Source organism: Streptomyces sp. NPDC001493, assembly GCF_053597235.1.
This window is the reverse complement of record NZ_JBSFHV010000011.1, coordinates 81,888-103,081: the sequence shown is the minus strand read 5'-3', so window position 1 is coordinate 103,081 and position 21,194 is coordinate 81,888. Positions and strand designations below refer to the sequence as shown.

Sequence of the window (21,194 nt, the reverse complement as noted above, 5' to 3'; positions counted from 1 at the left end):
CACGCTTGGTCCGTCACGCCACCCGGGTCGCCCCCGCGAACGGCATCTCGTCGATCGGGGCGATCCGGACCGGTGCGCCCGGGTGCGGTGCGTGGATCATCTTGCCGTCGCCGATGTAGAGGCCGACATGGCTGATCCCGGAGTAGAAGAACACCAGGTCACCGGGGGCGAGCTGGGAGCGGGAGACCCGCTGCCCGGCGTTGATCTGGGTGTAGGTGGTGCGCGGCAGCGAGACGCCCGCCGCCCGCCAGGCGGCCTGGGTGAGGCCGGAGCAGTCGTACGCGGACGGGCCGGTCGCCCCCCAGACGTACGGCTTGCCGAGCGCCCCGTACGCGAAGGCGACGGCCTCGGCGGCGCGGGAGTTCGGCGCGGTGGAGGTCCCCGAGGAGGCGCCGGTGCCGGTCGTGCCGCCAGTGCTGTTCGTGCCGGTCGTGCTGCCGGTGCTGCCAGTCCCGCTCGTACCGCCGGTGCCGTTCTCGGCCTCGTAGCGGGCGCGTTCGGCGGCGGTGAGGGTGTGCAGCAGCCGCCGGGCGGCGGTGAGGCTGGTGGTGATCTTCTTCTTGTGCCGCGCGAGTTCGGTCTCGCGGGCGGCGAGCACCGCCGACTCGTCCTCGGCGCGGGCCCGGACCTGGTCGATCCCGATGACCTGGCGCCGGATGCCGCTGATGGTCCCGGCCTGGATGTCGCCCGCCTTCGCCACGTACGAGGCGCGCTCCAGGTACTCGTCGGGGTCGGAGGTGAGCAGCAGCTGGAGTGCGGGGTCCAGTCCCCCCGAGCGGTACTGGGCGGTGGCGAGCGAACCCAGGGCGTGCCGGGACTCGTTGAGGAGTCCGGTGCGGCGGGCGGCCTCGTCGCGCAGCGCGTCCACGGAACGGGCGGCGTCGGCGGCCTTCTCCTTGGCCCCGTTGTACTGCTCGGTGGCGACCTCGGCGTCCCGGTAGAGCTGGTCCACCTTGGACTTGACCTGGGACGCGGTGAGCGGCGGCTCCGCCCGGGCGGAACCGGTCGCGGCGGTCGCGGTGGCCGCCCCGGCGAGTGCCAGGGCGGCGGCGGAGCGGGCAGCAGAGCCGGCGAACAGGCGCTGCTTGGGCTTGCGGTGAGCTGCTTTCCGGTGCGCGGCCACGAGGGCTGCATCCTTCCTGTCGGCTGCCCGCCCGGGGTACCGGCGGGCCCGGCGGACCCCGGCGGCGCGCGCCTCATGGGGGAGGGCGGGCACCACCGGGATCGTTCGGCCAGGTGACCGGTGCCACCCGTCAAGGGGCGGCAAGGCGGGCCGATCACCTGGGAGGGACGCTAACCCCGGGGCAGGTCCAGAAGGCGTCATGATCGAAATTGACCTCCTGTGACGTTTCGCCTTCGGAGTGCGACCGGGGTGACGGCGGGAGATCCGGTCACTTTCGGGCAGCTTCGGGAAAAGGGCGCCAGCGGCACGGGTAAGCCCCACCTGACCGAAGAGGGGTGGTACAGCCGTCGTTAGGCTGCGGACATGTCTGTACTCATCCATGTCTTCGTCGCCCTGCACATCATCGGTATCGCCTCCCTGCTGGGCGGCTTCCTGACGCAGATGAAGGCGATGGGTGCCGGCACCGCCCGGTTCGTCCCCGCGATGCTGCACGGCGCGCTCACCATGCTCGTCACCGGCATCGCCCTCGTCGGCTTCCACCAGGCCGACGACAACCCGGTCAACAACGTCAAGATCGGCATCAAGCTGCTGATCCTCGTCGTGATCCTGGCCCTCATCTACCTCAAGCGCGACGAGGAGAAGGTGTCCAAGGGCGCCTTCGCCGCCGTGGGCGGCCTGACCGTCGCCAACATCTTCATCGCCACGCTCTGGACCTGATCCCTCCTCGGGACCGACCACCGCGAAGGACGCTTCTCCTGGGAATGCTCCTGAGCGGTGGGAGGCCGCCGCCCGCCCCGGTGCGCCGGTCGGAGCGGCCCGAACGGTGCGACGGGGTGCCACCGTCCCTCCGGATCAGCCCGGGCGGACGCTGCCGTAGATCGGCATGTAGTAGATCGACTCCTCGCGGACGTACGCACCCGGCTTCGGCGCGTGGACCATCATCCCGTCGCCCTTGTAGATGCCCACGTGGCTGATGTCGTCGTAGAAGAAGATCAGGTCCCCCGGCTGGAGGTCCGCCGTCGCGACCCTCGTACCCACGTTGACCTGGTCCCAGGTGGTACGCGGCAGGTCGACGCCCGCCTCCCGCCAGGCCGCCTGGGTCAGGCCGGAGCAGTCGTACGACGCGGGGCCGGTGGCTCCCCACACGTACGGCTTGCCGATCTGGGACTCGGCGAACGCCAGCGCCTGCGCGCCCTTGGTGGACGCGGACGTGGTCGAGCCGGTGGTGGTGCCGGTGCTGCCGGAGGCCGCCGTGTCCGAGCCCGCGGCTGCCTTCTCGGTGGCCTCCTTCTCGGCCGCCTCCTTCGCGGCGGCGGCCTGCTGGGCGGCGAGCTGCTCCGCCTTCTTCTTCGCCTCGGCCTCCTTCTTCCGCTCCAGCTCCGCCAGGCGCGCCTTCTCCTCGGCGGTCAGCTTCGACAGCAGCGTGCGCGCCTCGGACAGCTTGTTCTGCACGGTCTGCTTGCTGGTGCGCAGATCAGCCTGCGACTCGGTCAGCGCCTGCAGGCTCTCGGTCGCCTCCGTGCGCTTCTCGGCGGCGGCCAGCTGTTCCGTACGGAAGTCGGCGACCGCCTTCTCCTGCTGGCTGGTGCGCCGCTCCATCAGGTGGTCCTGGTCGAAGTACGACTGCGGGTCGTCCGCCAGGAAGAACGTCATGGTGGACGCCAGTCCGCCGCTGCGGTACTGGGCCGCCGCGTAGCTCCCCAGAGCGCGACGGGCCGCGTTGACCTTGTCCGCCCGCTGGGCCGCCTCCTCCAGCAGGGCGTCCACCTTGTCCTGCTGCCCGGCCGTGGCGTCCTTCGCGCGGTTGTACTCCTGCGTCGCGGAGCCCGCCTCGCGGTAGAGGTCGTCGACCTTCTTCCGTACGTCCTCGATGCTCGGCCTGGGCGCCGAGGGGGCGGCCGTCGCGCTCTGCGTGGAGAGCAGGGTCGCCGTGGCGAGCGCCACCGTGGTGAAGCCGACGGCCTGCGACGAGACGCGCACCGGGGTGCGGGGTTTGCGATGCGATGCCATGACGGCATCTCCTTCCGTGGGCCGCCCGCCCGGCGGGAATGACCGGGCACGGCATGGGGCGTCCGGTCTGCCGTGGGGGACGGGTCGTCCGGCTGAGCACGGTAGCCAAGCGGTGGGACGGCTGGGAAGGGCGATGAGCGATATGCCCGATACATTTTCGTGACCTTGGTCGCAGAGGTGCGCCCCGGGGCTGTGACGCGTCGTCCGTGCGGCGTCCGTACCGGGTCGGCATCGGGGTCCGTGCCAGGTCCGTACAGGGTCCGCGAGGGGGGATTTTTTCGCGCGCCGCGTACGGTCCTTGACACCCGGTGACGGGCGTCCGTCCACTCCGGCGAAGCCCGCCCGGACTGTCGGCCGGACACCCTAAACTCGACTAGCGATGAGCAGCCTCTTTGACGACAGTTTCCTGACCGGCCTCCAGCCCGTGGACGAGGGGCCCCCGCCGCCCCCCGAGGACCACGCGCCCGAGGAGGAGCCCGAGGGCCTCTTCGAAGGGCTCTTCGACGCGCCCCCGCCGCCCAGGGACGGGTACTACCGCGACGGCGCCCCGCGCCCGGTTCTCGACTCCGCCGCACTGCTCGACGGGCTCAACACCGAGCAGCGCGCCGCCGTCGTGCACGCCGGATCCCCGCTGCTCATCGTCGCGGGCGCCGGCTCCGGCAAGACCCGGGTGCTCACCCACCGCATCGCCCACCTGCTCGCCGAGCGCGGCGTGCACCCCGGGCAGATCCTGGCGATCACCTTCACCAACAAGGCCGCCGGTGAGATGAAGGAGCGGGTCGAGCAGCTCGTCGGGCCCCGCGCCAACGCCATGTGGGTCATGACCTTCCACAGCGCGTGCGTCCGCATCCTGCGCCGCGAGTCGAAGCGGCTCGGCTTCACCTCGTCGTTCTCGATCTACGACGCGGCCGACTCCAAGCGGCTGATGGCCCTGGTCTGCCGCGACCTGGACCTCGACCCCAAGCGCTACCCGCCGAAGTCGTTCACCGCCAAGGTCTCCAACCTCAAGAACGAGCTCATCGACGAGGAGACCTTCGCCGGGCAGGCCGCCGACGGTTTCGAGAAGACGCTCGCCCAGGCGTACGCGCTCTACCAGGCGCGGCTGCGCGAGGCCAACGCCCTCGACTTCGACGACATCATCATGACGACGGTCCACCTGCTCCAGGCGTTCCCCGACGTCGCCGAGCACTACCGCCGCCGCTTCCGGCACGTCCTGGTCGACGAGTACCAGGACACCAACCACGCCCAGTACACCCTGGTGCGCGAGCTGGTCGGACCGGCGGGCGAACACGACGCCCCCGGCGAGCTCTGCGTCGTCGGTGACGCGGACCAGTCGATCTACGCCTTCCGGGGCGCGACGATCCGCAACATCCTCCAGTTCGAGGAGGACTACCCGGACGCCACCACGATCCTGCTGGAGCAGAACTACCGCTCCACGCAGACGATCCTCTCGGCCGCCAACGCCGTCATCGAGCGCAACGAGAGCCGCCGCCCGAAGAACCTCTGGACCAACGCCGGAACCGGCACCCGCATCGCCGGGTACGTCGCCGACACCGAGCACGACGAGGCGCAGTTCGTCGCCGACGAGATCGACCGGCTCACCGACGCGGGCGACGCCAAGGCGGGCGACGTCGCGGTCTTCTACCGCACCAACGCCCAGTCCCGCGTCTTTGAAGAGATCTTCATCCGCGTCGGCCTGCCCTACAAGGTCGTCGGCGGGGTCCGCTTCTACGAGCGCAAGGAGGTCCGGGACATCCTGGCCTACCTCCGGGTGCTCGCCAACCCCGAGGACTCCGTACCGCTGCGCCGCATCCTCAACGTGCCCAAGCGCGGCATCGGCGACCGCGCCGAAGCGATGATCGACGCGCTCTCGCAGCGCGAGAAGATCTCCTTCGGGCAGGCGCTGCGCCGCGTCGACGAGGCGTACGGCATGGCGGCCCGTTCCACCAACGCCGTGAAGCGGTTCAACACGCTGATGGAGGAGCTGCGCACCGTCGTCGAGTCCGGCGCGGGCCCCGCGGTCGTGCTGGAAGCCGTCATGGAACGCACCGGCTACCTCGCCGAACTCCAGGCGTCCACCGACCCGCAGGACGAGACCCGCATCGAGAACCTCCAGGAACTCGCCGCCGTCGCCCTGGAGTTCGAGCAGGACCGGGCCCGCGCGGCGGCCGAGCCGGACGGCGACGGGGCGGGCGACGCCGCTGCCCCTGCCGACGCCGACGACGACGCGGAGGCGGCCGGGCCGTCCGGGACGCTCGCGGAGTTCCTGGAGAAGGTGGCCCTGGTCGCCGACTCCGACCAGATCCCCGACGAGGACGAGGACGGCTCCGGCGTCATCACGCTGATGACGCTGCACACCGCCAAGGGACTCGAGTTCCCCGTCGTCTTCCTCACCGGCATGGAGGACGGCGTCTTCCCGCACATGCGGGCGCTGGGCCAGGTCAAGGAGCTGGAGGAGGAGCGCCGCCTCGCGTACGTCGGGATCACCCGCGCCCGCGAACGCCTCTACCTCACCCGCGCGTCCATGCGGAGCGCCTGGGGCCAGCCCTCGTACAACCCGCCGTCGCGGTTCCTGGAGGAGATCCCGGACCAGCACCTGGAGTGGAAGCGGAAGGGGCCGATGGCCGCCTCGGCCGGACCCACCTCGGGGATCACCTCGTCCCTCTCCTCCTCCCGCGCCCGTTCCGGCCCCTCCGGCTTCGCGACCCGGCGCACCGGCGACAAGCCGGTGGTCACGCTGGTGGTTGGGGACCGGGTCACGCACGACCAGTTCGGCCTGGGCACGGTGACCGCCGTCGAGGGCTTCGGCGACCAGGCGAAGGCCACCGTCGACTTCGGCGACGAGCGGCCCAAGAAGCTGCTGCTGCGGTACGCCCCCGTCGAGAAGCTGTAGCGGCCGGCCGTCCTGAACACGCTGAAGGCCGGGCCTCCTAGGCCCGGCCTTCCGTGAACGCCCCGCGGACTACTGCGGGTCGAGTCCGTGGCTCGCCAGCCAGGGCAGCGGATTGACCGCCGAGCCGCCGCCGGGGCGCACCTCGAAGTGCAGGTGCGGGCCGGTGGAGTTGCCGGAGCTGCCGGAGTACGCGATGACGTCACCGGCCTTCACCGAACCCGAGCGGATCTTGGTGCTGCTCAGGTGGCAGTACCAGGTCTCGGTGCCGTCCTCCATGGTCACGATCGCCATGTTGCCGTAGGCGCTGTTCCACTGGGTGCGTACGGTGCCGTCGGTCGCGGCCATCACCGGAGTCCCGTACTGCACGGGGAAGTCGATCCCGGTGTGCACGGACATCCAGTTGACCCCGGCCTGACCGAAGTACGCGCTGAGCCCGTGCTGCGCCACCGGCAGCAGGTACTTGGGGCGGGCCGCCTCCTTGCGGGCGGCCTCCTCCTCGCGCTTCTTCTTCTCGGCGGCCTGCCGCTCCTTGAGGTCGATGCGCTCCTGCGTACGGCTGGCCCGGTCCCTGAAGTCCGCACCGGCGGCGTCGACCCCGGCGAGCTGGGTGTCCAGCTTGGTGTTGGACGCGAGCGCCTTCACGGCGCCCGTGTCGGCGGCGGCCATCGTCGTCGTGTCGTCCTTGGTCTCCTCGCCGCGCCCGAGCCCCCCGACCGAGGCCGCCGCGATCCCCGCGACGCCCATCACGCACGCGGACGGAACCGCGATCGTCAGCAGCGCGGACCGCTTGGCGGGCGTACGGCGACGGGTCCGGTTCCGGGCGGCGGAACGGCCCTCGGTCCGCACGTCGGTCCGCCCATCGGTCCGCACGTCGGGGGTGTACGGGTCGGGCCAGGAGTCAGGGAGGCCGGCGGCCGGGTCCTCGGACTCCGGGCCGGGCTCCTGCCCGGCGCCGGACGCGGTGTCCTGCGGGGCGTCGTCCTGTTCGGACCCGTGCTGTTCGGACCCGTGCTGTTCGGGCGCCCGGTGTTCGGGCGTCGCGTGTTCGGACGTCAGGTGTTCGGAGTCCGCCCGGTGTCGCTCGTCGGACGGGTAGGACATCTGTTCCGGGATGTACGCGGTCGCCCCGGGCGTGGCGTCGGGGCCCTCCGGTGCGGTGTTCCAGGCGGTCGCGTCGTAGGCGCCGCTGTCGTACGCGCCGGTGGCGAACGCGGTGGCGGCGTAGGCGGGGATGCCGTGGCCGGGGGTGTCGTGGACCGGGGTGCCGTAGGCGGGAGTGCCGTGGGCCGGGGTGTCGTATGCAGTGGACTCGTAGGCGGTGGTGTCGTAGCCGCTCGCCTCGAAGGTCCGGCTGTCGAAGGTGCCCGTGTCGCAGGCGCCGGTCGCGTAGGCGGTGGGCCCGTAGTGCGGGGCGTCGGTTCCGTAGGCGGAGGGGGCGGTGGCGTATCCGGTGCCGTCGTAGCCGCTGTGGTTCTCGCCGCCGTGGTTCTCGTACGTACCGGTGGCGGTGGCCGTCTGGTACGTCCCCGTCCCGTACAGCGCCGACTCGAAGGTGGTGGTGGGGAAGGCCCCGGTGTCGGTGAAGGCCCACTGGCCGGTCGTGGTGTGGGTCGCGGCCTGTTGCCAGCCGCTGGAGTCCCACTGCCCGGTCCCGTCGGGCGAGCCGGCCGGGCTCGTGGGCCAGCTGCCGGTGGTGTCGTACGGATGGTGGTGCGCGGCCCCGGACTCGTCCGCGTAGCCGGCGTACGTGCCGGTGTGCGCGCCGGTGTGTCCGCCGTCGTGCGTGCCGCTCGCCCAGGAGGAGCCGGCGGCGTAGGAGGTGTCCTGACCGGGATACGTGCCGTGCTGGGCGGGCGTGGGGACCGCCGCGAAATCGCTGTCGTATCCGGAACCGGGGGCGACGCCCTGCTCGCCGGGGTACGTCCCGTAGAGCGGACCGGCAGGGTAACTGCCTGTCTGTGACGCGTCGTATCCGGCGTACCCGGCGTGGGTGTGCTGGTCGTTCACCAACTTCTCTCTCGCCTCGGCAGCAGGACCAGTCCGGAGTTCAGTGGGGTGAGCCCCGGGGAAGCAGTGGCCGCGACTGTACCTGGCGGTGTGTGACGGCCACAATCTTCGGAAGGGTTTGGTCTCGGGGGAACCGGGCATTCGGGCGCCTTTCGGCGCAGCCGAGACCCGTTGTTGGCGTTACGTTCGAGGAATCCGTTCTGATTTCCGTCGGTCATGGTGACGGAACGTAATCGCAGTGGTCGGTGCGGTGGGGGATCGGTGTTCGATCGGCGTGGAGGGGGAGATTCGGTGGACGGGACAGCGCGGTGCGGCGGAGGCGAGGGCTATGCCCTCAGGTCCGACGAGGACGAGAGCGACTTCTGGGGCTTCGCACGCGGCGTCGAGGGGCTGTTCACGCCGGTCGGCGAGGGGGCCGAGGCGGGAGAGGCCGAGGCGGGAGAGGACGAGGCGGGGGAGCGCCGGGTGCTTCTCACCGGCTGCCGTCCGGAGGGCGGCCTGCTGAAGGCCCTCGGCCACATCGGTGGCCGACGGGCCGGGGCGGGGAACGCCTGGCTCTCCTTCCTCGACCCGGACGGCGCGGTCATCGGGAGCTACTTCGTCAACACCGTGATCGCCATGGACGTGCGGCCCTCCGCCCACGGCGCCGGGCTGGTGGACCTGAGCGTCGAGCTGTGGTGCGGCGACGCCATGCCCGGCTCGGACGCGGTGTGGGAGATCGTCCGAGCCGGTGGACCGGACCGCCCGGGCCTCTGGCGCGGGCTCTCCACCGCCGAGCAATGGGCCTGGCTGTCCGTGGCGTTGTGGTCCCACGAGTGGCGTCGGCAGGGGAAGGCGGACGCGCCGAAGGGGCGGACGGTCACCCTGGACGGCCGGTACACCGTCGACCCGAACAGCTTCTGGTGCGCGATCGGCGAGGCCGTCAACGGGCCTGGCGGGTACTTCGGTTGGAACCTGGACGCGCTGAACGACTGCCTGTTCGGCGGCTGGGGCGCCGCCCCCGGATTCACCCTCGACTGGGTGAACTCGGCTGACGCGCGAGCGCGGTTGACGGAAGCGGTGCCCTCGGGCGACGGCGAGGTCACGCTCTTCGACGTGATCCTGCAGGTCTTCGAAGGGCGGGGCGTAACCGTCGTACTGCTGTGAGGGTCGTACCGCGGTGAGGTGGGCGGGGCCCGGTCTTCCCGGGCCGCGCCATCTGTTCCCTCAGGCCACGGTGGCGCCACCCGTCGCGCCGCCCGCGATGCCCCCCGTGGTGGCGGTGGAGCCGGGGAAGTCGAGCACCTGGCGGATGCGGGCGGCGACCGCCGGGTGCACGGGGAGCGCGAGGTGGCCGATACCCGTGACCCGTACGTTCTCCGCGTCGAGATCGGGGTGGTCGATGCACGCGGTGCGTACGGGCACCATCACCCGGTCCAGCTCGCTCCAGAACGAGACGAAGTGCGTCCGGCACCCGGGCGCCGGGGTGCGCAGCTCCTCGATGAAATCGGAACCGGCGCGCATCTGCCGCACGATCGGGTGGGCGCTCGCCAGCGGGGCGACGGCGGTGCCGCCGTGCGGGGTGCCGAGGGTGACCAGCACGCGGACCCGGTGGTCACCGCCGAGGCACTGTACGTAGTACCGGGCGATCAGGCCGCCCAGGCTGTGCCCCACGATGTCCACCCGCCGGTGGCCGGTGCGCTCGCAGATCTCCTCGACGTGCCGCCCGAGCAGCTCGGCTGCCGCACGGATGTCGCAGGTCAGCGGAGAGTAGTTGAGCGATTCCAGATGGCGTCTGCCGTGCCGGGCGAGCGAGCGGCGGAGCAGTACGAAGACGGAGCGGTTGTCGATGAACCCGTGCAGCAGCACCACCGGCGGCCGGTCGTCCTCCCGGGCCGGGGGCAGCGCGGCCACGCCCGAAGGCAGCGCGTCGAGGTCCTGCTCGATGCCGGGAGTGGTCCTACGGCGCTCCGGGGTGAGGCCGGTCGGGTAGAAGAGCACGTGTCCGGCGAGGATCGCCAGATCCAGCGCGGTGGCCCTGAGCAGCGCGGACGAGGAGCGCAGGCCCTGCGGTGACGGCAGGCGCAGCAAGCGTGGCAGACGCGGCAGCAGGGTGAGCAAAGGCAACAGATTCATGGCCGACCTCCTGCACCGGCACGCGCGAACAGCTTCGGTCCCGCGCGCCTTCAGGGGGTGCCGTGGCGAGGTCGCGACCGGCCCGGTCGGCCGCCGGCGAACGCTCGTGCCGGTCGGACCGCTCTTCCGGTGCCCGGACCACCTGGTGGGGTCCGGGTGGCCGTCCGTCTCTTTCGTCGCTTCTCTCAGCTCCGGTGGCTGCGCCGGTCCGGAGCGGGCCCGACGGCCGGGATTTCCGGCCTGCTGCCGTCCGTTCCCCCGGCGGCCCTGGTCGGACGGCCGGGGGAACGGACGCTCGCGGGGGCCGCACCTCCGCGCCGTGCGGCTGACGGCGCGGGTGTGCGGCGACCTCTGGCGGCTCCCCTTACGGCCGTCCCCAGGTGGCGGGTGTGCGCCACTCGGTGTAGGGGGCGGGCGTACGGCGAACATGTCCCACAAGGAGATTTCCCCCCTCACGTCCTTCACGAAACGGGACGCGACGGGGAAGGATGCTGAGGATAACGTTCGTTCACATCCGTGGAGCGTCGGCGCGAGGACAGCGCGGGAGCCGCGTGAGCTGCGTGAGCCGGTGCGGGAGCGGGCTCGGGCGGAGCGCGGGACGGTGCGGGAGAGCGCGGCCGGTGGTGCGGGAGACCAGATGGAGGCAGTGATGGGTGTGTCCGGTCCGATTCGTGTGGTGGTGGCCAAGCCGGGGCTCGACGGCCACGACCGGGGGGCCAAGGTGATCGCACGGGCACTGAGGGACGCCGGAATGGAGGTCATCTACACCGGTCTCCACCAGACCCCGGAGCAGATCGTGGACACCGCCATCCAGGAGGACGCCGACGCCATCGGACTGTCGATCCTCTCCGGCGCCCACAACACGCTGTTCGCCAAGGTGATCGAGCTGCTGCGGGAGCGGGAGGCCGAGGACATCAAGGTCTTCGGCGGCGGGATCATCCCGGAGGAGGACATCCCGCCGCTCAGGGAACTGGGGGTCGCCGCGATCTTCACCCCGGGCGCGACCACCACCGCGATCGTCGACTGGGTCAACGCGAACGTCCCCCACCCGGCGGACGCCTGACACCGGCGGGTGCGCGGCGGTGGCCGGCCGGTCGCACGCGGCTCGCCGCTCGCCGCCCGCTCGCCGCTCGTTCGCGCCCGCTTGCCGCTTGCCGCTTGCCGTTTGCCGCTTGTTCGCAGCTCGCCGCCCGCTCGCCGCAGGGTGCTTGCCGAAGCGTGCCCCCTGCTGCGGGTCAGGGTCGGGACTGCGGGTCAGGGCCGGGCCGGGGCCAGTTCGGCCTCCATGGCGGCCCGCAGCCGGAGGGTGGAGACCAGGCGCTGGAAGGCCTCCGACCAGTAGCCGCCCGCCCCCGGTGAGGCGTCCTCGCGTTCGTCCTCCGGGGTGGTGAGCACCTCCAGCCGGTCGGCCTCGCCGGGGTCGAGGCAGCGCTCGGCCAGGCCCATGACTCCGCTGAAGCTCCAGGGGTAACTGCCCGCCTCGCGGGCGATGTCCAGCGCGTCGACGACCGCGCGTCCGAGCGGCGCCGCCCAGGGCACGGCGCACACGCCCAGCAGTTGGAACGCGTCGGAGAGGCCGTGGGCCGCTATGAAACCGGCCGCCCACGCGGCGCGTTCCTCCCGGGGGAGGGTCGCGAGGAGCTTGGACCGCTCGGCCGGCGAGTCGGTCCCGGTGGCGTCCGCCGGAGGTGAGGCGGGGGTGCCGAGCAGCGCCCGCGCCCACTCCTCGTTCCGTTGCCGTACGGCGGCACGGCACCAGGCGGCGTGCAGGTCGGCAGCCCAGTCGTCGGCCACCGGCAGCCCCACCAGCTCCCGCGCCGTACGTCCGCCGAGTCTGGCGGGCCAGGTGGCGAGCGGGGTCGACTCGACCAACTGCCCGAACCACCAAGACCGTTCGCCCTTCCCGGCGGGCGGTGCCGGGATCACCCCGTCCCGTTGCATTCCCGCGTCGCACTCGTGCGGTGCCTCTATGTACAAGGACGGCCCGCCTGGCGGGGTGCCGGTCCCGCCGGGGGCGGGCTTCCCACCGCCGACCCTGCGGTCCAGGCTGACGCAGGAGACCGCGCGGGCGGCCATCCGACGGCCCAACGCGGTGTCGGGCAGGGCGGAGAGGAGCTCGGCGGCGGTGGCGCGGACGTTGCGGCTGCGGTCGCCGAGCGCCTCTTCCAGGAAATCCTCGTCCGCCCCGGAGAGCTTGGCGCGGAGCGTGTCCAGGAACATCAGACGGTCCTCCGCGCGCTCACCGGACCAGCTCCCGGCGAGCAGTTCCCGGGCCGCGTCCGGATCGCGGAGCCGTACGGCACTGAGCAGCGCGATCCGCTCCGTGAACAGTCCCTCCTCCCACAGTTCGCGCACCGCGTCCGCGTCGGCGCCGCCGCCGGGTCCGCCCCGGAGAGCGGCCTGCGGAGCGCCGTCGCGCAGAGCGAACCGCCAGTCCGTGTTCAGACCGGCCAGCCAGCGGCCGCGCGGACCGGCGAAGGCCAGTGCGTGCGGCCGCAGATCGGTACGTGCCCGCGCCGCGTCCATCAGGGGCGGGAGCAACGCCGCGGGGGCGCGGTAACCGTGGCGGTTGGCGGCGGCCAGCCACTGCGGGATCAGCTCCGTCAGATCGGGGGCCGTACCCCGCCTGCCGGTGTGGGGGCCGCCCGCCCGGTCCGTGAGGAGCTGCACGAGTCTGCGGCGGGCCGCCGGGGGCAGCGGCGGGCGGGGGTCCTCGGGGGCCCGGTCGGGGAGCGCCCCGGCCACGGCGGGGCGCAGTCCCGCCCGGCGGCGCACGGCGTGCACCGCGGCCGCGTCCAGCAGCGCGGCCGGTCCGCCGGACCCGCCGTCCGGGGAGTGCGCCGGGCGGCGGTCCGTACCGAGCAGGGCGCGGGTGACCAGCTCGTCCCACTCCTCTCCCCGCCGGTGGGGCGGGGAGCCGTCCGGGTGCGGGGCGTGGTGGTGCGGGGTGGCCGGATGGGCCGAGCCGGTGGGGTGGGCCGAGCCGGTGGGGTGGTCCGGGGCGTCGGCATGGTCCTGGGCGTCGGCATGGTCCTGGGCGTCGGCGTGGGCCGGGGCATCGGCGTGGGCCGGGGCGTGCGAGTGGTCGCGGTCCGGGCAACGGGAGCCGGACGGGGGCGGGTTCGTGGCGGTCATCGTTCACCTCCGGCAGACGGGTCAATGGGTGGCGGGTGGCGGGTACGGCTACGGGGACGGGTACGGCTACGGGGCGGGGTGGCGGGGCTCCGGCTGCGCGCTCGGTGGTCAGGCCAGGGCGACGGTCCCGCCCCGGCCGTCACCCTCGCCGTCGCCCTCACCTTCTCCGGCGGACCAGGCTGTCAGCGGGGCGAAGCCGCGGGGGCCCAGCTCGCCGAAGACCGTGACCGGGCCGCCGCCCGAGAGCGCGGCCAGCCGCCAGAGCCCCGGCCGGGAGCGCGGGTTTCCCGCCACCGGCAGGGCGCTCCCGGTCTCCTCGTCGGCGAGCTGCCAGTGGCCGGAGGCGGGGACGGGTATCACCGCGCCCAGCACCACCGGATGCCGCTCCGCCCAGGGGTCCTCGCCCAGCGCGCGGCCGTATCCGGCGAGGGCCTCGGCGGGGGACACCCCCGGCGGAGGTGTACGGGCGGACTCCGGGGTGCCGAACACCGTCCCCAGCTCCGCCCGTCGGCCCGCACCCGGATGGGGTGTCACCTCCGCGTCCAGAACCGTGCCCACCGGGAGGGACAGCTCCGGGGTGCGGCCCCCCGGGCCGTAGGAGAGCAGCACCGCCGTGCGGCCCGACCCCGCTCCGTACAACCAGATACGGCGGGTGACGAGCCTGCCGTCCGAGGTGTCGTACCGGGCGAGCACCTGCCAGTGGTCGCGCACCGGCGGGCCGTCCGGCGCCGAGGGGAGGCCCACCCGGGTGCGGACCGTCGCCGACAGCGGTGCGGGCAGTCGATCCCGGCCCAGCCAGGCGGTGTTGAGCAGATGGAGCAGCCCGCACTCCTCCAGCATCCGCGCCGGCCACCCCGGACCGGACGCGGCCAGGGCGCCCAACTCGCGCACCCGTGCGGCGAGTCCGGGTGCCTGGGCGTCGACCATCCGGGCGGCGGTCTCCTCCCAGCGGTCGTGGCCGGACTGCCCGGACACTGCGAGGCCGGTGCGCAGCAGGTCGGTGAGGCGCTCCTCCAACTCCCGCGCACCGTCGGTGATCCGGGCGGCCCTCCGCTCGGCACGCCTGCGCGCCGCCTCGGCGTCGGCCGGGGCGGCAGGGGTGCGTCCCGCCGGTTCGGCGGTCCGCGCGGACTCTCCCTCATGAGACAGCAGCATGGCAACGACGGTAGGACCCCCCACTGACAATCGCCCTGACCTGCGGTGACGGTGAGTGAGGGATCGATTGTCAGTGGGGTGGTGCACGGTGGTGGCACACATCGGACCGAGCGATCTGGAGGGGGAACCATGACCGTGTACGAACGGGCCGGGGAATCCGCGGCCACCGGGCACGCGTCCGTGCCGGGCGGCGCGTCGGACGGCGGAAGGCGGGGCACCGACGCTCCCGCGGGGGCGCCGGTGGACGGTGCACCGGCGGACGGGGCGCTGCCGGACGGCGCGTTGCCGGGCGGGGTGCCGGCCGGCGCGGGCGTGCGGGCGCTCCGGCCGCACGCCGAAGACGCCTTCGCCGACGAGCTCAAGGCGCTGGCCGCCGCCGACGACCGCCCCAGACCTGCCCGTTGGCGCCTCTCGCCGTGGGCCGTCGCCACCTATCTGCTCGGCGGCACACTCCCGGACGGCACGGTGATCACCCCCAAGTACGTGGGCCCGCGGCGGCTCGTCGAGGTCGCCGTGAGCACGCTCGCCACCGACCGCGCCCTGCTGCTCCTCGGGGTGCCCGGGACCGCCAAGACCTGGGTTTCCGAGCATCTCGCGGCGGCCGTCAGCGGCGACTCGACGCTCCTCGTCCAGGGCACCGCGGGCACGCCCGAGGAAGCGATCCGGTACGGCTGGAACTACGCGCAGTTGCTCACCCACGGTCCGAGCCGGGCGGCCCTGGTGCCCGGCCCGGTGATGCGCGCCATGGCGGAGGGGCGTACCGCCCGGGTGGAGGAGCTGACCCGCATCCCGGCCGACGTGCAGGACTCGCTCATCACGATCCTCTCGGAGAAGACCCTGCCCGTCCCCGAACTGGGCCAGGAGGTCCAGGCGGTCCAGGGGTTCAACCTCATCGCCACCGCCAACGACCGCGACCGGGGCGTCAACGAGCTGTCCAGCGCGCTCCGCCGCCGCTTCAACACCGTCGTGCTGCCGCTCCCGGCGACGCCCGAGGACGAGGTGGACATCGTCTCGCGCCGCGTCGACCAGCTGGGCCGCGCCCTGGACCTGCCGGCCGCCCCCGAGGGGACGGCCGAGATCCGGCGCGTCGTCACCGTCTTCCGGGAACTCCGCGACGGAGTCACCACGGACGGCCGCACCCGGGTCAAGTCCCCCTCGGGGACGCTCTCCACCGCCGAGGCGATCTCCGTCGTCACCCACGGCCTCGCGCTCGCCGCCCACTTCGGCGACGGCACCCTGCGCCCGGGCGACGTGGCCGCCGGAATCCTCGGCGCGGTCGTCCGGGACCCGGCGGCGGACCGGGCCGTCTGGCAGGAGTACCTGGAGACGGTCGTGCGCGAACGGGACGGCTGGAAGGACTTCTACCGCGCCTGCCGCGAGGTCGCGCCATGACCCCGGCGCCGGTGACCCCCACGCCCGGGACCCCGGCAACGGCCGCGACCCTGGATCCGGCGCGCACGACCCCGGCGCGCACGACCCCGGCCGACCGGGCCGCCGGGCCGCTGCTGCTGGGCGTGCGGCACCACGGCCCGGGGTCGGCGCGGGCGGTGCTGGCCGCGCTGGAGGCGGTGGAGCCGCGTGCCGTGCTGGTCGAAGGGCCGCCGGAGGCCGACGCGTTGCTGGCCTTCGCCGCCGACCCGGAGATGCGGCCCCCGGTGGCGCTGCTCGCGCACGCCGAGGACGATCCGGGGCTGGCCTCGTTCTGGCCGATGGCGGAGTTCTCACCGGAGTGGGTCGCGATCCGCTGGGCGCTCGCACACGGTGCGGCCGTCCGCTTCGTCGACCTGCCCGCCGCCCACTCGCTGGCGCTCGCGGCGGCCGCCCAGGGCGAAGGGGACGAGGAAACCTCGCCCGCCCCGCCCGACCCGATCGCGCTGCTGGCCGAAGCCGCCGGATACGACGACCCCGAGCGATGGTGGGAGGACGTGGTCGAACACCGGCCCTCGGTACCCGGCGCCGACCCCGTCGCCCCGTTCGCCGCGCTGGCCGGGGCGATGGCGGCGCTGCGCGAGACGTACGGCGACGGCGGGCACCCCCGCGACGCCGTGCGCGAGGCGTTCATGCGTATCCAGCTCCGGGCGGCACGGAAGGAGTTCGGCGACGAGGTCGCGGTCGTCTGCGGCGCCTGGCACGTGCCCGCCCTCGCCGCCCGGACGACCCTCACCGCCGACCGCGCGCTGGTGAAGGGACTCCCCAGGGTGAAGACCGGCATGACCTGGGTGCCCTGGACGCACCGACGGCTTGCCCGCCGCAGCGGATACGGCGCCGGCATCGAGGCACCCGGCTGGTACGCCCACCTCTTCCGCGCCCCCGACCGGCCCGTCGAGCGCTGGATGACGAAGGTCGCGGGGCTGCTGCGGGACGAGGACCGGTTCGTCTCCCCGGCCCATGTCATCGAGGCGGTACGGCTCGCCGGGACGCTCGCGGCACTGCGCGGGCGCCCGCTCGCCGGACTCGCCGAGGCCACCGACGCGGTCCGGGCCGTCATGTGCGACGGGTCCGACGTGCCCCTCGCGCTCGTCCACGACGGACTCGTCGTCGGCGCCGCGCTCGGCGAAGTACCGGACGGCGCACCGGCCGTGCCGCTCCAGCGGGACCTGACCCGGCAGCAGCGCACCCTGCGCCTGAAGCCGGAACCGCCCGACCGTGAGGTGGAGCTCGACCTCCGCCGGGAGAGCGACGCGGCGCGGAGCCTGCTGCTGCACCGGCTGCGGCTCCTCGCCGTGGACTGGGGCGAGCCGGTGGCGGGCCGGGGGAGCACCGGCACCTTCCGGGAGACCTGGCGGCTGCGCTGGGAGCCGGAGCTCTCGGTCCGGATCGCGGAGGCGGGCACCTGGGGCACCACCGTGCTCACCGCCGCCACCGCAAAGGCCGAGGCCGAGGCCGCTCTGGCGACGACCCTCGGCGAGGTCACCGCCCTCGCCGAACACTGCCTCCTCGCCGGTCTGCCCGGCGCGCTGCCGGTGGTGATGCGGGCCCTGGCGGACCGGGCCGCGCTCGACGCGGACGTCTCCCATCTCGCCGAGGCCCTGCCCGCGTTGGCCCGCTCGCTGCGGTACGGGGACGTACGCGCCACGGACACCGCCGCTCTCGGCGAGGTCGCCGCCGGACTGGCGGCACGGATCTGCGTCGGGCTGCCCGCCGCCTGCACGGGTCTGGACACCGACGGCGCGGAGGCGATGCGCCGCGCGGTGGACGAGGTGCACGGCGCGATCGCCCTCCTGGCACCCCCGGACGGACCCGCGCACGGGCTCCGGGACCGCTGGGCGGCGGTGCTCGGCAAGCTGTCGGCCCGGGACACGGTCGCCGGGACCGTACGGGGCCGCGCGACCCGGCTGCTGCTGGACGAGGGCCGGCTCGGGGACGGCGAGGCGGCGCGGCTCATGGGCCTCGCCCTCTCGCCCGGCACTCCGCCCCCGCACGCCGCCGCGTGGATCGACGGCTTCGTCGGGGGAGCTTCCGGCGGCGGGATGCTCCTCGTGCACGACGAGCGCCTCTTCGCCCTCGTGGACGGCTGGCTGACCGGCGTACCCGAGGACGCCTTCACGGACGTGCTGCCGCTGCTCCGCCGTACGTTCTCCGCGTACGAACCGGGAGTCCGGCGCACCTTGGGGGAGCTGGCCCGCCGGGGCCCGGCCGGAGCCGGGCGGGCCCGGGGGCCCGGCACCGGGGCGGCGCTGCCCGGCTTCGGCCCGGAGCTGGACGGGCCCCGCGCCGACGCCGTACTCCCGGTGCTCCGCCTCGTCCTCGGCGCCGAACGCGTACCGGCGCGCTTCGAGCACACCGAGACCGACCGACCGGCCGCGACCGACCGGGGCCGAGCCGGACCGAACCCGCCCGGCCCTCCCGTGTACAGGAGTTGATCGACCGTGACGGAACACGTTCCCGTACCCGGACGGGCCCCGGGGACCCGACAGCCCCGGCCCGCGCGGGCGCCCGGCGACGAGCGGGCCAGGCGGTGGCGGCTGGTGCTGGGCTCCGACAGCGCGGAGTCCACCGGCCACGCTCCCGAGGGCCGGGACGCGGCGATGGACCGCACTCTCACCGCGCTCTACGGCGGCGGGAAGAGCCCGGGCGCCCGGAGCCCCGGCGAACGCGGGGCCGGACTCGGCGCGTCCGCTCCCGCCGCCGCCCGCTGGCTCGGCGACATCCGTACGTACTTCCCCGCCCCGGTCGTCCAGGTCATGCAGCGGGACGCCATCGAGCGGCTCGGCCTCGCCGCCCTGCTGCTGGAACCCGAGATGCTCGACGCGGTCGAGGCCGACGTCCACCTCGTCGGCACCCTCCTCCAGCTCGGCGGCGCGATGCCGGAGACGACCCGGGAGACGGCCCGCGCCGTGGTGCGCAAGGTCGTCGCCGACCTGGAGAGGAGGCTGGCCGGCCACACCCGGGCAACCCTCACCGGCGCTCTCGACCGGTCCGCGCGGACCGGCAGTCCGCGCCACCGCGACATCGACTGGAACCGCACCGTCCGCGCCAACCTCAGGCACTGGGTACCGCTCCCGGGCTCGGACGTCACGGGCGGCGAGGACGGCGCGGACGGCAGCGGTACGGGCGGTGCGCTCGGCGCGGGCACCGTGGTCCCGGAGCGGCTCATCGGTTACGGCCGGGCGGGCCGTGCCGTCCGCAAGGAGGTCGTCCTCTGCGTCGACCAGTCCGGTTCGATGGCCTCCTCCGTCGTCCACGCGGCCGTCTTCGGGGCGGTTCTCGCCTCGATGCGTTCGCTGGACACCCGGCTGATCGTGTTCGACACCGCCGTGGTCGACCTCACCGACCAGCTGGACGACCCCGTCGACGTGCTCTTCGGCACCCGGCTCGGCGGCGGTACGGACATCAACCGGGCGCTCGCCTACTGCCAGGCGCGCCTCACCCGCCCCGCCGACACCGTCGTCGTCCTGATCAGCGACCTCTACGAAGGCGGGATGCGCGACGGGATGATCCGGCGGGTCGCGGCGATGAAGCGGTCCGGAGTGGAGTTCGTGGCGCTGCTCGCGCTCTCGGACGAGGGAGCGCCCGCCTACGACCGCGACCACGCGGCCGCGCTCGCCGCCCTCGGGGTCCCCGCCTTCGCCTGCACCCCGGACCTCTTCCCCGAGGTGATGGCGGCGGCCCTGGAGAAGCGTCCCCTGCCGGTCCCGGAGCGGTAGGGCGGGGGCCGGGGGTGTCCTTCGCACGAGCCGGGCGGGTGGTTCCTCGGCTGGTTCCCCGGCTCGCTCCCCGGGTGGTTCATCTCTCACCGATCCGGCGGTTGGCCCGGCGCCCGCCGGGCCGCAGCCCCGCCCGTTCCCCCGCAACCCCCGCTGACCAGCGCCCCCGCAGGCCCGGCGGTGTGCCGTTTTGTCCCCTGCACCCCGGTCACCAGGGGCATCTGTGACCGTAATCACCGCTCGTGCGGGATCTCCGATTTATGGTCGGACGGAGCGCGGGGATAACCTGCCGGATGGACATGCCGCGTACTGGACTCCGTGTACGCATTCCTTGGTGACAGCGCAGTCACGTTTGCCCCTCGCGGCACGCCCACGCATCAAACCAACCGCGAGACCACTAAAAGGGACGGACGCGCGTGGACCTGTTCGAGTACCAGGCGAGGGACCTCTTCGCCAAGCACGGTGTACCGGTGCTGGCCGGTGAAGTCATCGACACGCCTGAGGCAGCCCGCGAGGCGACCGAGCGGCTGGGCGGCAAGTCCGTCGTCAAGGCGCAGGTCAAGGTCGGAGGCCGTGGCAAGGCCGGTGGCGTCAAGCTCGCCGCCAACCCGGACGAGGCAGTCGCCCGGGCGACCGACATCCTCGGCATGGACATCAAGGGCCACACGGTCCACAAGGTGATGATCGCCGAGCTGTCTCCGGAGATCGAGGCGGAGTACTACGTCTCCTACCTCCTCGACCGCACCAACCGCACCTTCCTGGCCATGGCCTCGGTGCAGGGCGGCATGGACATCGAGGAGGTCGCGGAGAAGACCCCCGAGGCCCTCGCGAAGGTCCCGGTCAACGCCGTCGACGGCGTCGACATCGTCAAGGCCCGCGAGATCGTCGCTCTGGCGAAGTTCCCGGCCGACGTGGCCGAGGGTGTCGCCGAGGCTCTGGTCACCCTGTGGAAGACCTTCGTCGCCGAGGACGCGCTCCTCGTCGAGGTCAACCCGCTGGTGAAGACCAAGGACGGCCGCATCCTGGCCCTGGACGGCAAGGTCTCGCTCGACGAGAACGCCGACTTCCGCCAGCCCGGCCACGAGGCCCTCGAGGACAAGGCCGCGGCCAACCCCCTCGAAGCCGCCGCGAAGGCCAAGAACCTCAACTACGTCAAGCTCGACGGCGAGGTCGGCATCATCGGTAACGGTGCCGGTCTGGTCATGTCGACCCTGGACGTCGTCGCGTACGCCGGTGAGAACCACGGCAACGTGAAGCCCGCCAACTTCCTCGACATTGGTGGCGGCGCCTCCGCCGAGGTCATGGCGAACGGCCTGGAGATCATCCTCGGCGACACCGACGTCAAGTCCGTGTTCGTCAACGTCTTCGGTGGCATCACCGCCTGCGACGAGGTCGCCAACGGCATCGTCCAGGCGCTCGCGCTGCTGGAGAGCAAGGGCGAGAAGGTCGAGAAGCCGCTCGTCGTGCGTCTCGACGGCAACAACGCGGAGCTGGGTCGCAAGATCCTTTCCGACGCCAACCACCCGCTGGTCCAGCGCGTGGACACCATGGACGGCGCGGCCGACAAGGCCGCCGAGCTCGCCGCGGCTGCGAAGTAAGGACGAGGGAC

The 21,194-nt window shown here is 73.3% G+C and carries 14 protein-coding genes; 8 read left to right on the top strand and 6 right to left on the bottom strand.

Annotation, left to right across the window (positions count from 1 at the left end; translation table 11 throughout):
- Positions 1-13 precede the first annotated feature (13 nt).
- Positions 14-1,123 carry an NlpC/P60 family protein gene (locus ACWCWD_RS17540; RefSeq protein ID WP_450773702.1) on the bottom strand — a complete coding sequence of 370 codons (1,110 nt, stop codon included), beginning with the start codon at positions 1,121-1,123 and terminating at the stop codon, positions 14-16.
- A gap of 363 nt (positions 1,124-1,486) precedes the next feature.
- On the opposite strand from ACWCWD_RS17540, the gene ACWCWD_RS17535 reads away from it, so the two are divergent.
- Complete coding sequence (locus ACWCWD_RS17535; protein ID WP_327177547.1) at positions 1,487-1,840, top strand: hypothetical protein; 354 nt, start codon at positions 1,487-1,489, stop codon at positions 1,838-1,840.
- Positions 1,841-1,975: 135 nt separating this feature from the next.
- Here ACWCWD_RS17535 and ACWCWD_RS17530 read toward each other — a convergent pair whose 3' ends face one another.
- A complete protein-coding gene (locus ACWCWD_RS17530) occupies positions 1,976-3,133 on the bottom strand; it encodes an NlpC/P60 family protein (RefSeq protein WP_450773701.1) in 1,158 nt (385 codons plus the stop codon).
- Between the two features lie 379 nt (positions 3,134-3,512).
- Between ACWCWD_RS17530 and pcrA the strand changes: the two genes are divergently transcribed.
- Complete coding sequence (gene pcrA / locus ACWCWD_RS17525) at positions 3,513-6,026, top strand: DNA helicase PcrA (RefSeq protein ID WP_450773700.1); 2,514 nt, start codon at positions 3,513-3,515, stop codon at positions 6,024-6,026.
- A gap of 69 nt (positions 6,027-6,095) precedes the next feature.
- Here pcrA and ACWCWD_RS17520 read toward each other — a convergent pair whose 3' ends face one another.
- A complete protein-coding gene (locus ACWCWD_RS17520) occupies positions 6,096-8,033 on the bottom strand; it encodes a peptidoglycan DD-metalloendopeptidase family protein (RefSeq protein WP_450773699.1) in 1,938 nt (645 codons plus the stop codon).
- 291 nt (positions 8,034-8,324) lie between these two features.
- Between ACWCWD_RS17520 and ACWCWD_RS17515 the strand changes: the two genes are divergently transcribed.
- On the top strand, positions 8,325-9,179 hold the full coding sequence (locus ACWCWD_RS17515) for a barstar family protein (protein WP_450773698.1): 855 nt from the start codon (positions 8,325-8,327) through the stop codon (positions 9,177-9,179).
- A gap of 60 nt (positions 9,180-9,239) precedes the next feature.
- Here the strand turns inward: ACWCWD_RS17515 and ACWCWD_RS17510 are convergent, their stop codons facing one another.
- Positions 9,240-10,148 carry a lipase family alpha/beta hydrolase gene (locus tag ACWCWD_RS17510; RefSeq protein WP_450773697.1) on the bottom strand — a complete coding sequence of 303 codons (909 nt, stop codon included), beginning with the start codon at positions 10,146-10,148 and terminating at the stop codon, positions 9,240-9,242.
- Between the two features lie 649 nt (positions 10,149-10,797).
- Between ACWCWD_RS17510 and ACWCWD_RS17505 the strand changes: the two genes are divergently transcribed.
- Positions 10,798-11,211 carry a cobalamin B12-binding domain-containing protein gene (locus ACWCWD_RS17505; RefSeq protein WP_390960311.1) on the top strand — a complete coding sequence of 138 codons (414 nt, stop codon included), beginning with the start codon at positions 10,798-10,800 and terminating at the stop codon, positions 11,209-11,211.
- Positions 11,212-11,402: 191 nt separating this feature from the next.
- Here the strand turns inward: ACWCWD_RS17505 and ACWCWD_RS17500 are convergent, their stop codons facing one another.
- Both ACWCWD_RS17500 and ACWCWD_RS17495 read right to left on the bottom strand, forming a co-directional pair.
- Positions 11,403-13,283, bottom strand: coding sequence for a DUF5691 domain-containing protein (locus tag ACWCWD_RS17500; RefSeq protein WP_450773696.1), 1,881 nt, complete (start codon positions 13,281-13,283; stop codon positions 11,403-11,405).
- Positions 13,284-13,391: 108 nt separating this feature from the next.
- On the bottom strand, positions 13,392-14,540 hold the full coding sequence (locus ACWCWD_RS17495) for a hypothetical protein (RefSeq protein WP_450773695.1): 1,149 nt from the start codon (positions 14,538-14,540) through the stop codon (positions 13,392-13,394).
- 27 nt (positions 14,541-14,567) lie between these two features.
- Between ACWCWD_RS17495 and ACWCWD_RS17490 the strand changes: the two genes are divergently transcribed.
- The 4 genes from ACWCWD_RS17490 to sucC all read left to right on the top strand — a co-directional run bounded on the left by ACWCWD_RS17490 (position 14,568) and on the right by sucC (position 21,183).
- A complete protein-coding gene (locus ACWCWD_RS17490; protein ID WP_450773694.1) occupies positions 14,568-15,830 on the top strand; it encodes an ATP-binding protein in 1,263 nt (420 codons plus the stop codon).
- Entirely contained in the window at positions 15,827-18,301 is a 2,475-nt protein-coding gene (locus ACWCWD_RS17485; protein ID WP_450773693.1) for a DUF5682 family protein, read from the top strand. The genes ACWCWD_RS17490 and ACWCWD_RS17485 overlap by 4 nt, the downstream gene beginning before the upstream one ends.
- A 6-nt stretch (positions 18,302-18,307) precedes the next feature.
- Positions 18,308-19,585, top strand: a complete 1,278-nt coding sequence (locus tag ACWCWD_RS17480; protein ID WP_450773692.1) for a VWA domain-containing protein — start codon at positions 18,308-18,310, stop codon at positions 19,583-19,585.
- A gap of 416 nt (positions 19,586-20,001) precedes the next feature.
- On the top strand, positions 20,002-21,183 hold the full coding sequence (gene sucC, locus ACWCWD_RS17475) for an ADP-forming succinate--CoA ligase subunit beta (protein ID WP_450773691.1): 1,182 nt from the start codon (positions 20,002-20,004) through the stop codon (positions 21,181-21,183).
- Positions 21,184-21,194 lie beyond the last annotated feature (11 nt).

Coding starts and splice junctions, on each gene's coding strand:
- ACWCWD_RS17535 (WP_327177547.1), top strand. CDS start 1,487: ATGTCTGTACTCATCCATGTCTTCGTCGCCCTGCACATCATCGGTATC.
- ACWCWD_RS17530 (WP_450773701.1), bottom strand. CDS start 3,133: ATGGCATCGCATCGCAAACCCCGCACCCCGGTGCGCGTCTCGTCGCAG.
- pcrA (WP_450773700.1), top strand. CDS start 3,513: ATGAGCAGCCTCTTTGACGACAGTTTCCTGACCGGCCTCCAGCCCGTG.
- ACWCWD_RS17510 (WP_450773697.1), bottom strand. CDS start 10,148: ATGAATCTGTTGCCTTTGCTCACCCTGCTGCCGCGTCTGCCACGCTTG.
- ACWCWD_RS17505 (WP_390960311.1), top strand. CDS start 10,798: ATGGGTGTGTCCGGTCCGATTCGTGTGGTGGTGGCCAAGCCGGGGCTC.
- ACWCWD_RS17500 (WP_450773696.1), bottom strand. CDS start 13,283: ATGACCGCCACGAACCCGCCCCCGTCCGGCTCCCGTTGCCCGGACCGC.
- ACWCWD_RS17495 (WP_450773695.1), bottom strand. CDS start 14,540: ATGTGTGCCACCACCGTGCACCACCCCACTGACAATCGATCCCTCACT.
- ACWCWD_RS17490 (WP_450773694.1), top strand. CDS start 14,568: ATGACCGTGTACGAACGGGCCGGGGAATCCGCGGCCACCGGGCACGCG.
- ACWCWD_RS17485 (WP_450773693.1), top strand. CDS start 15,827: ATGACCCCGGCGCCGGTGACCCCCACGCCCGGGACCCCGGCAACGGCC.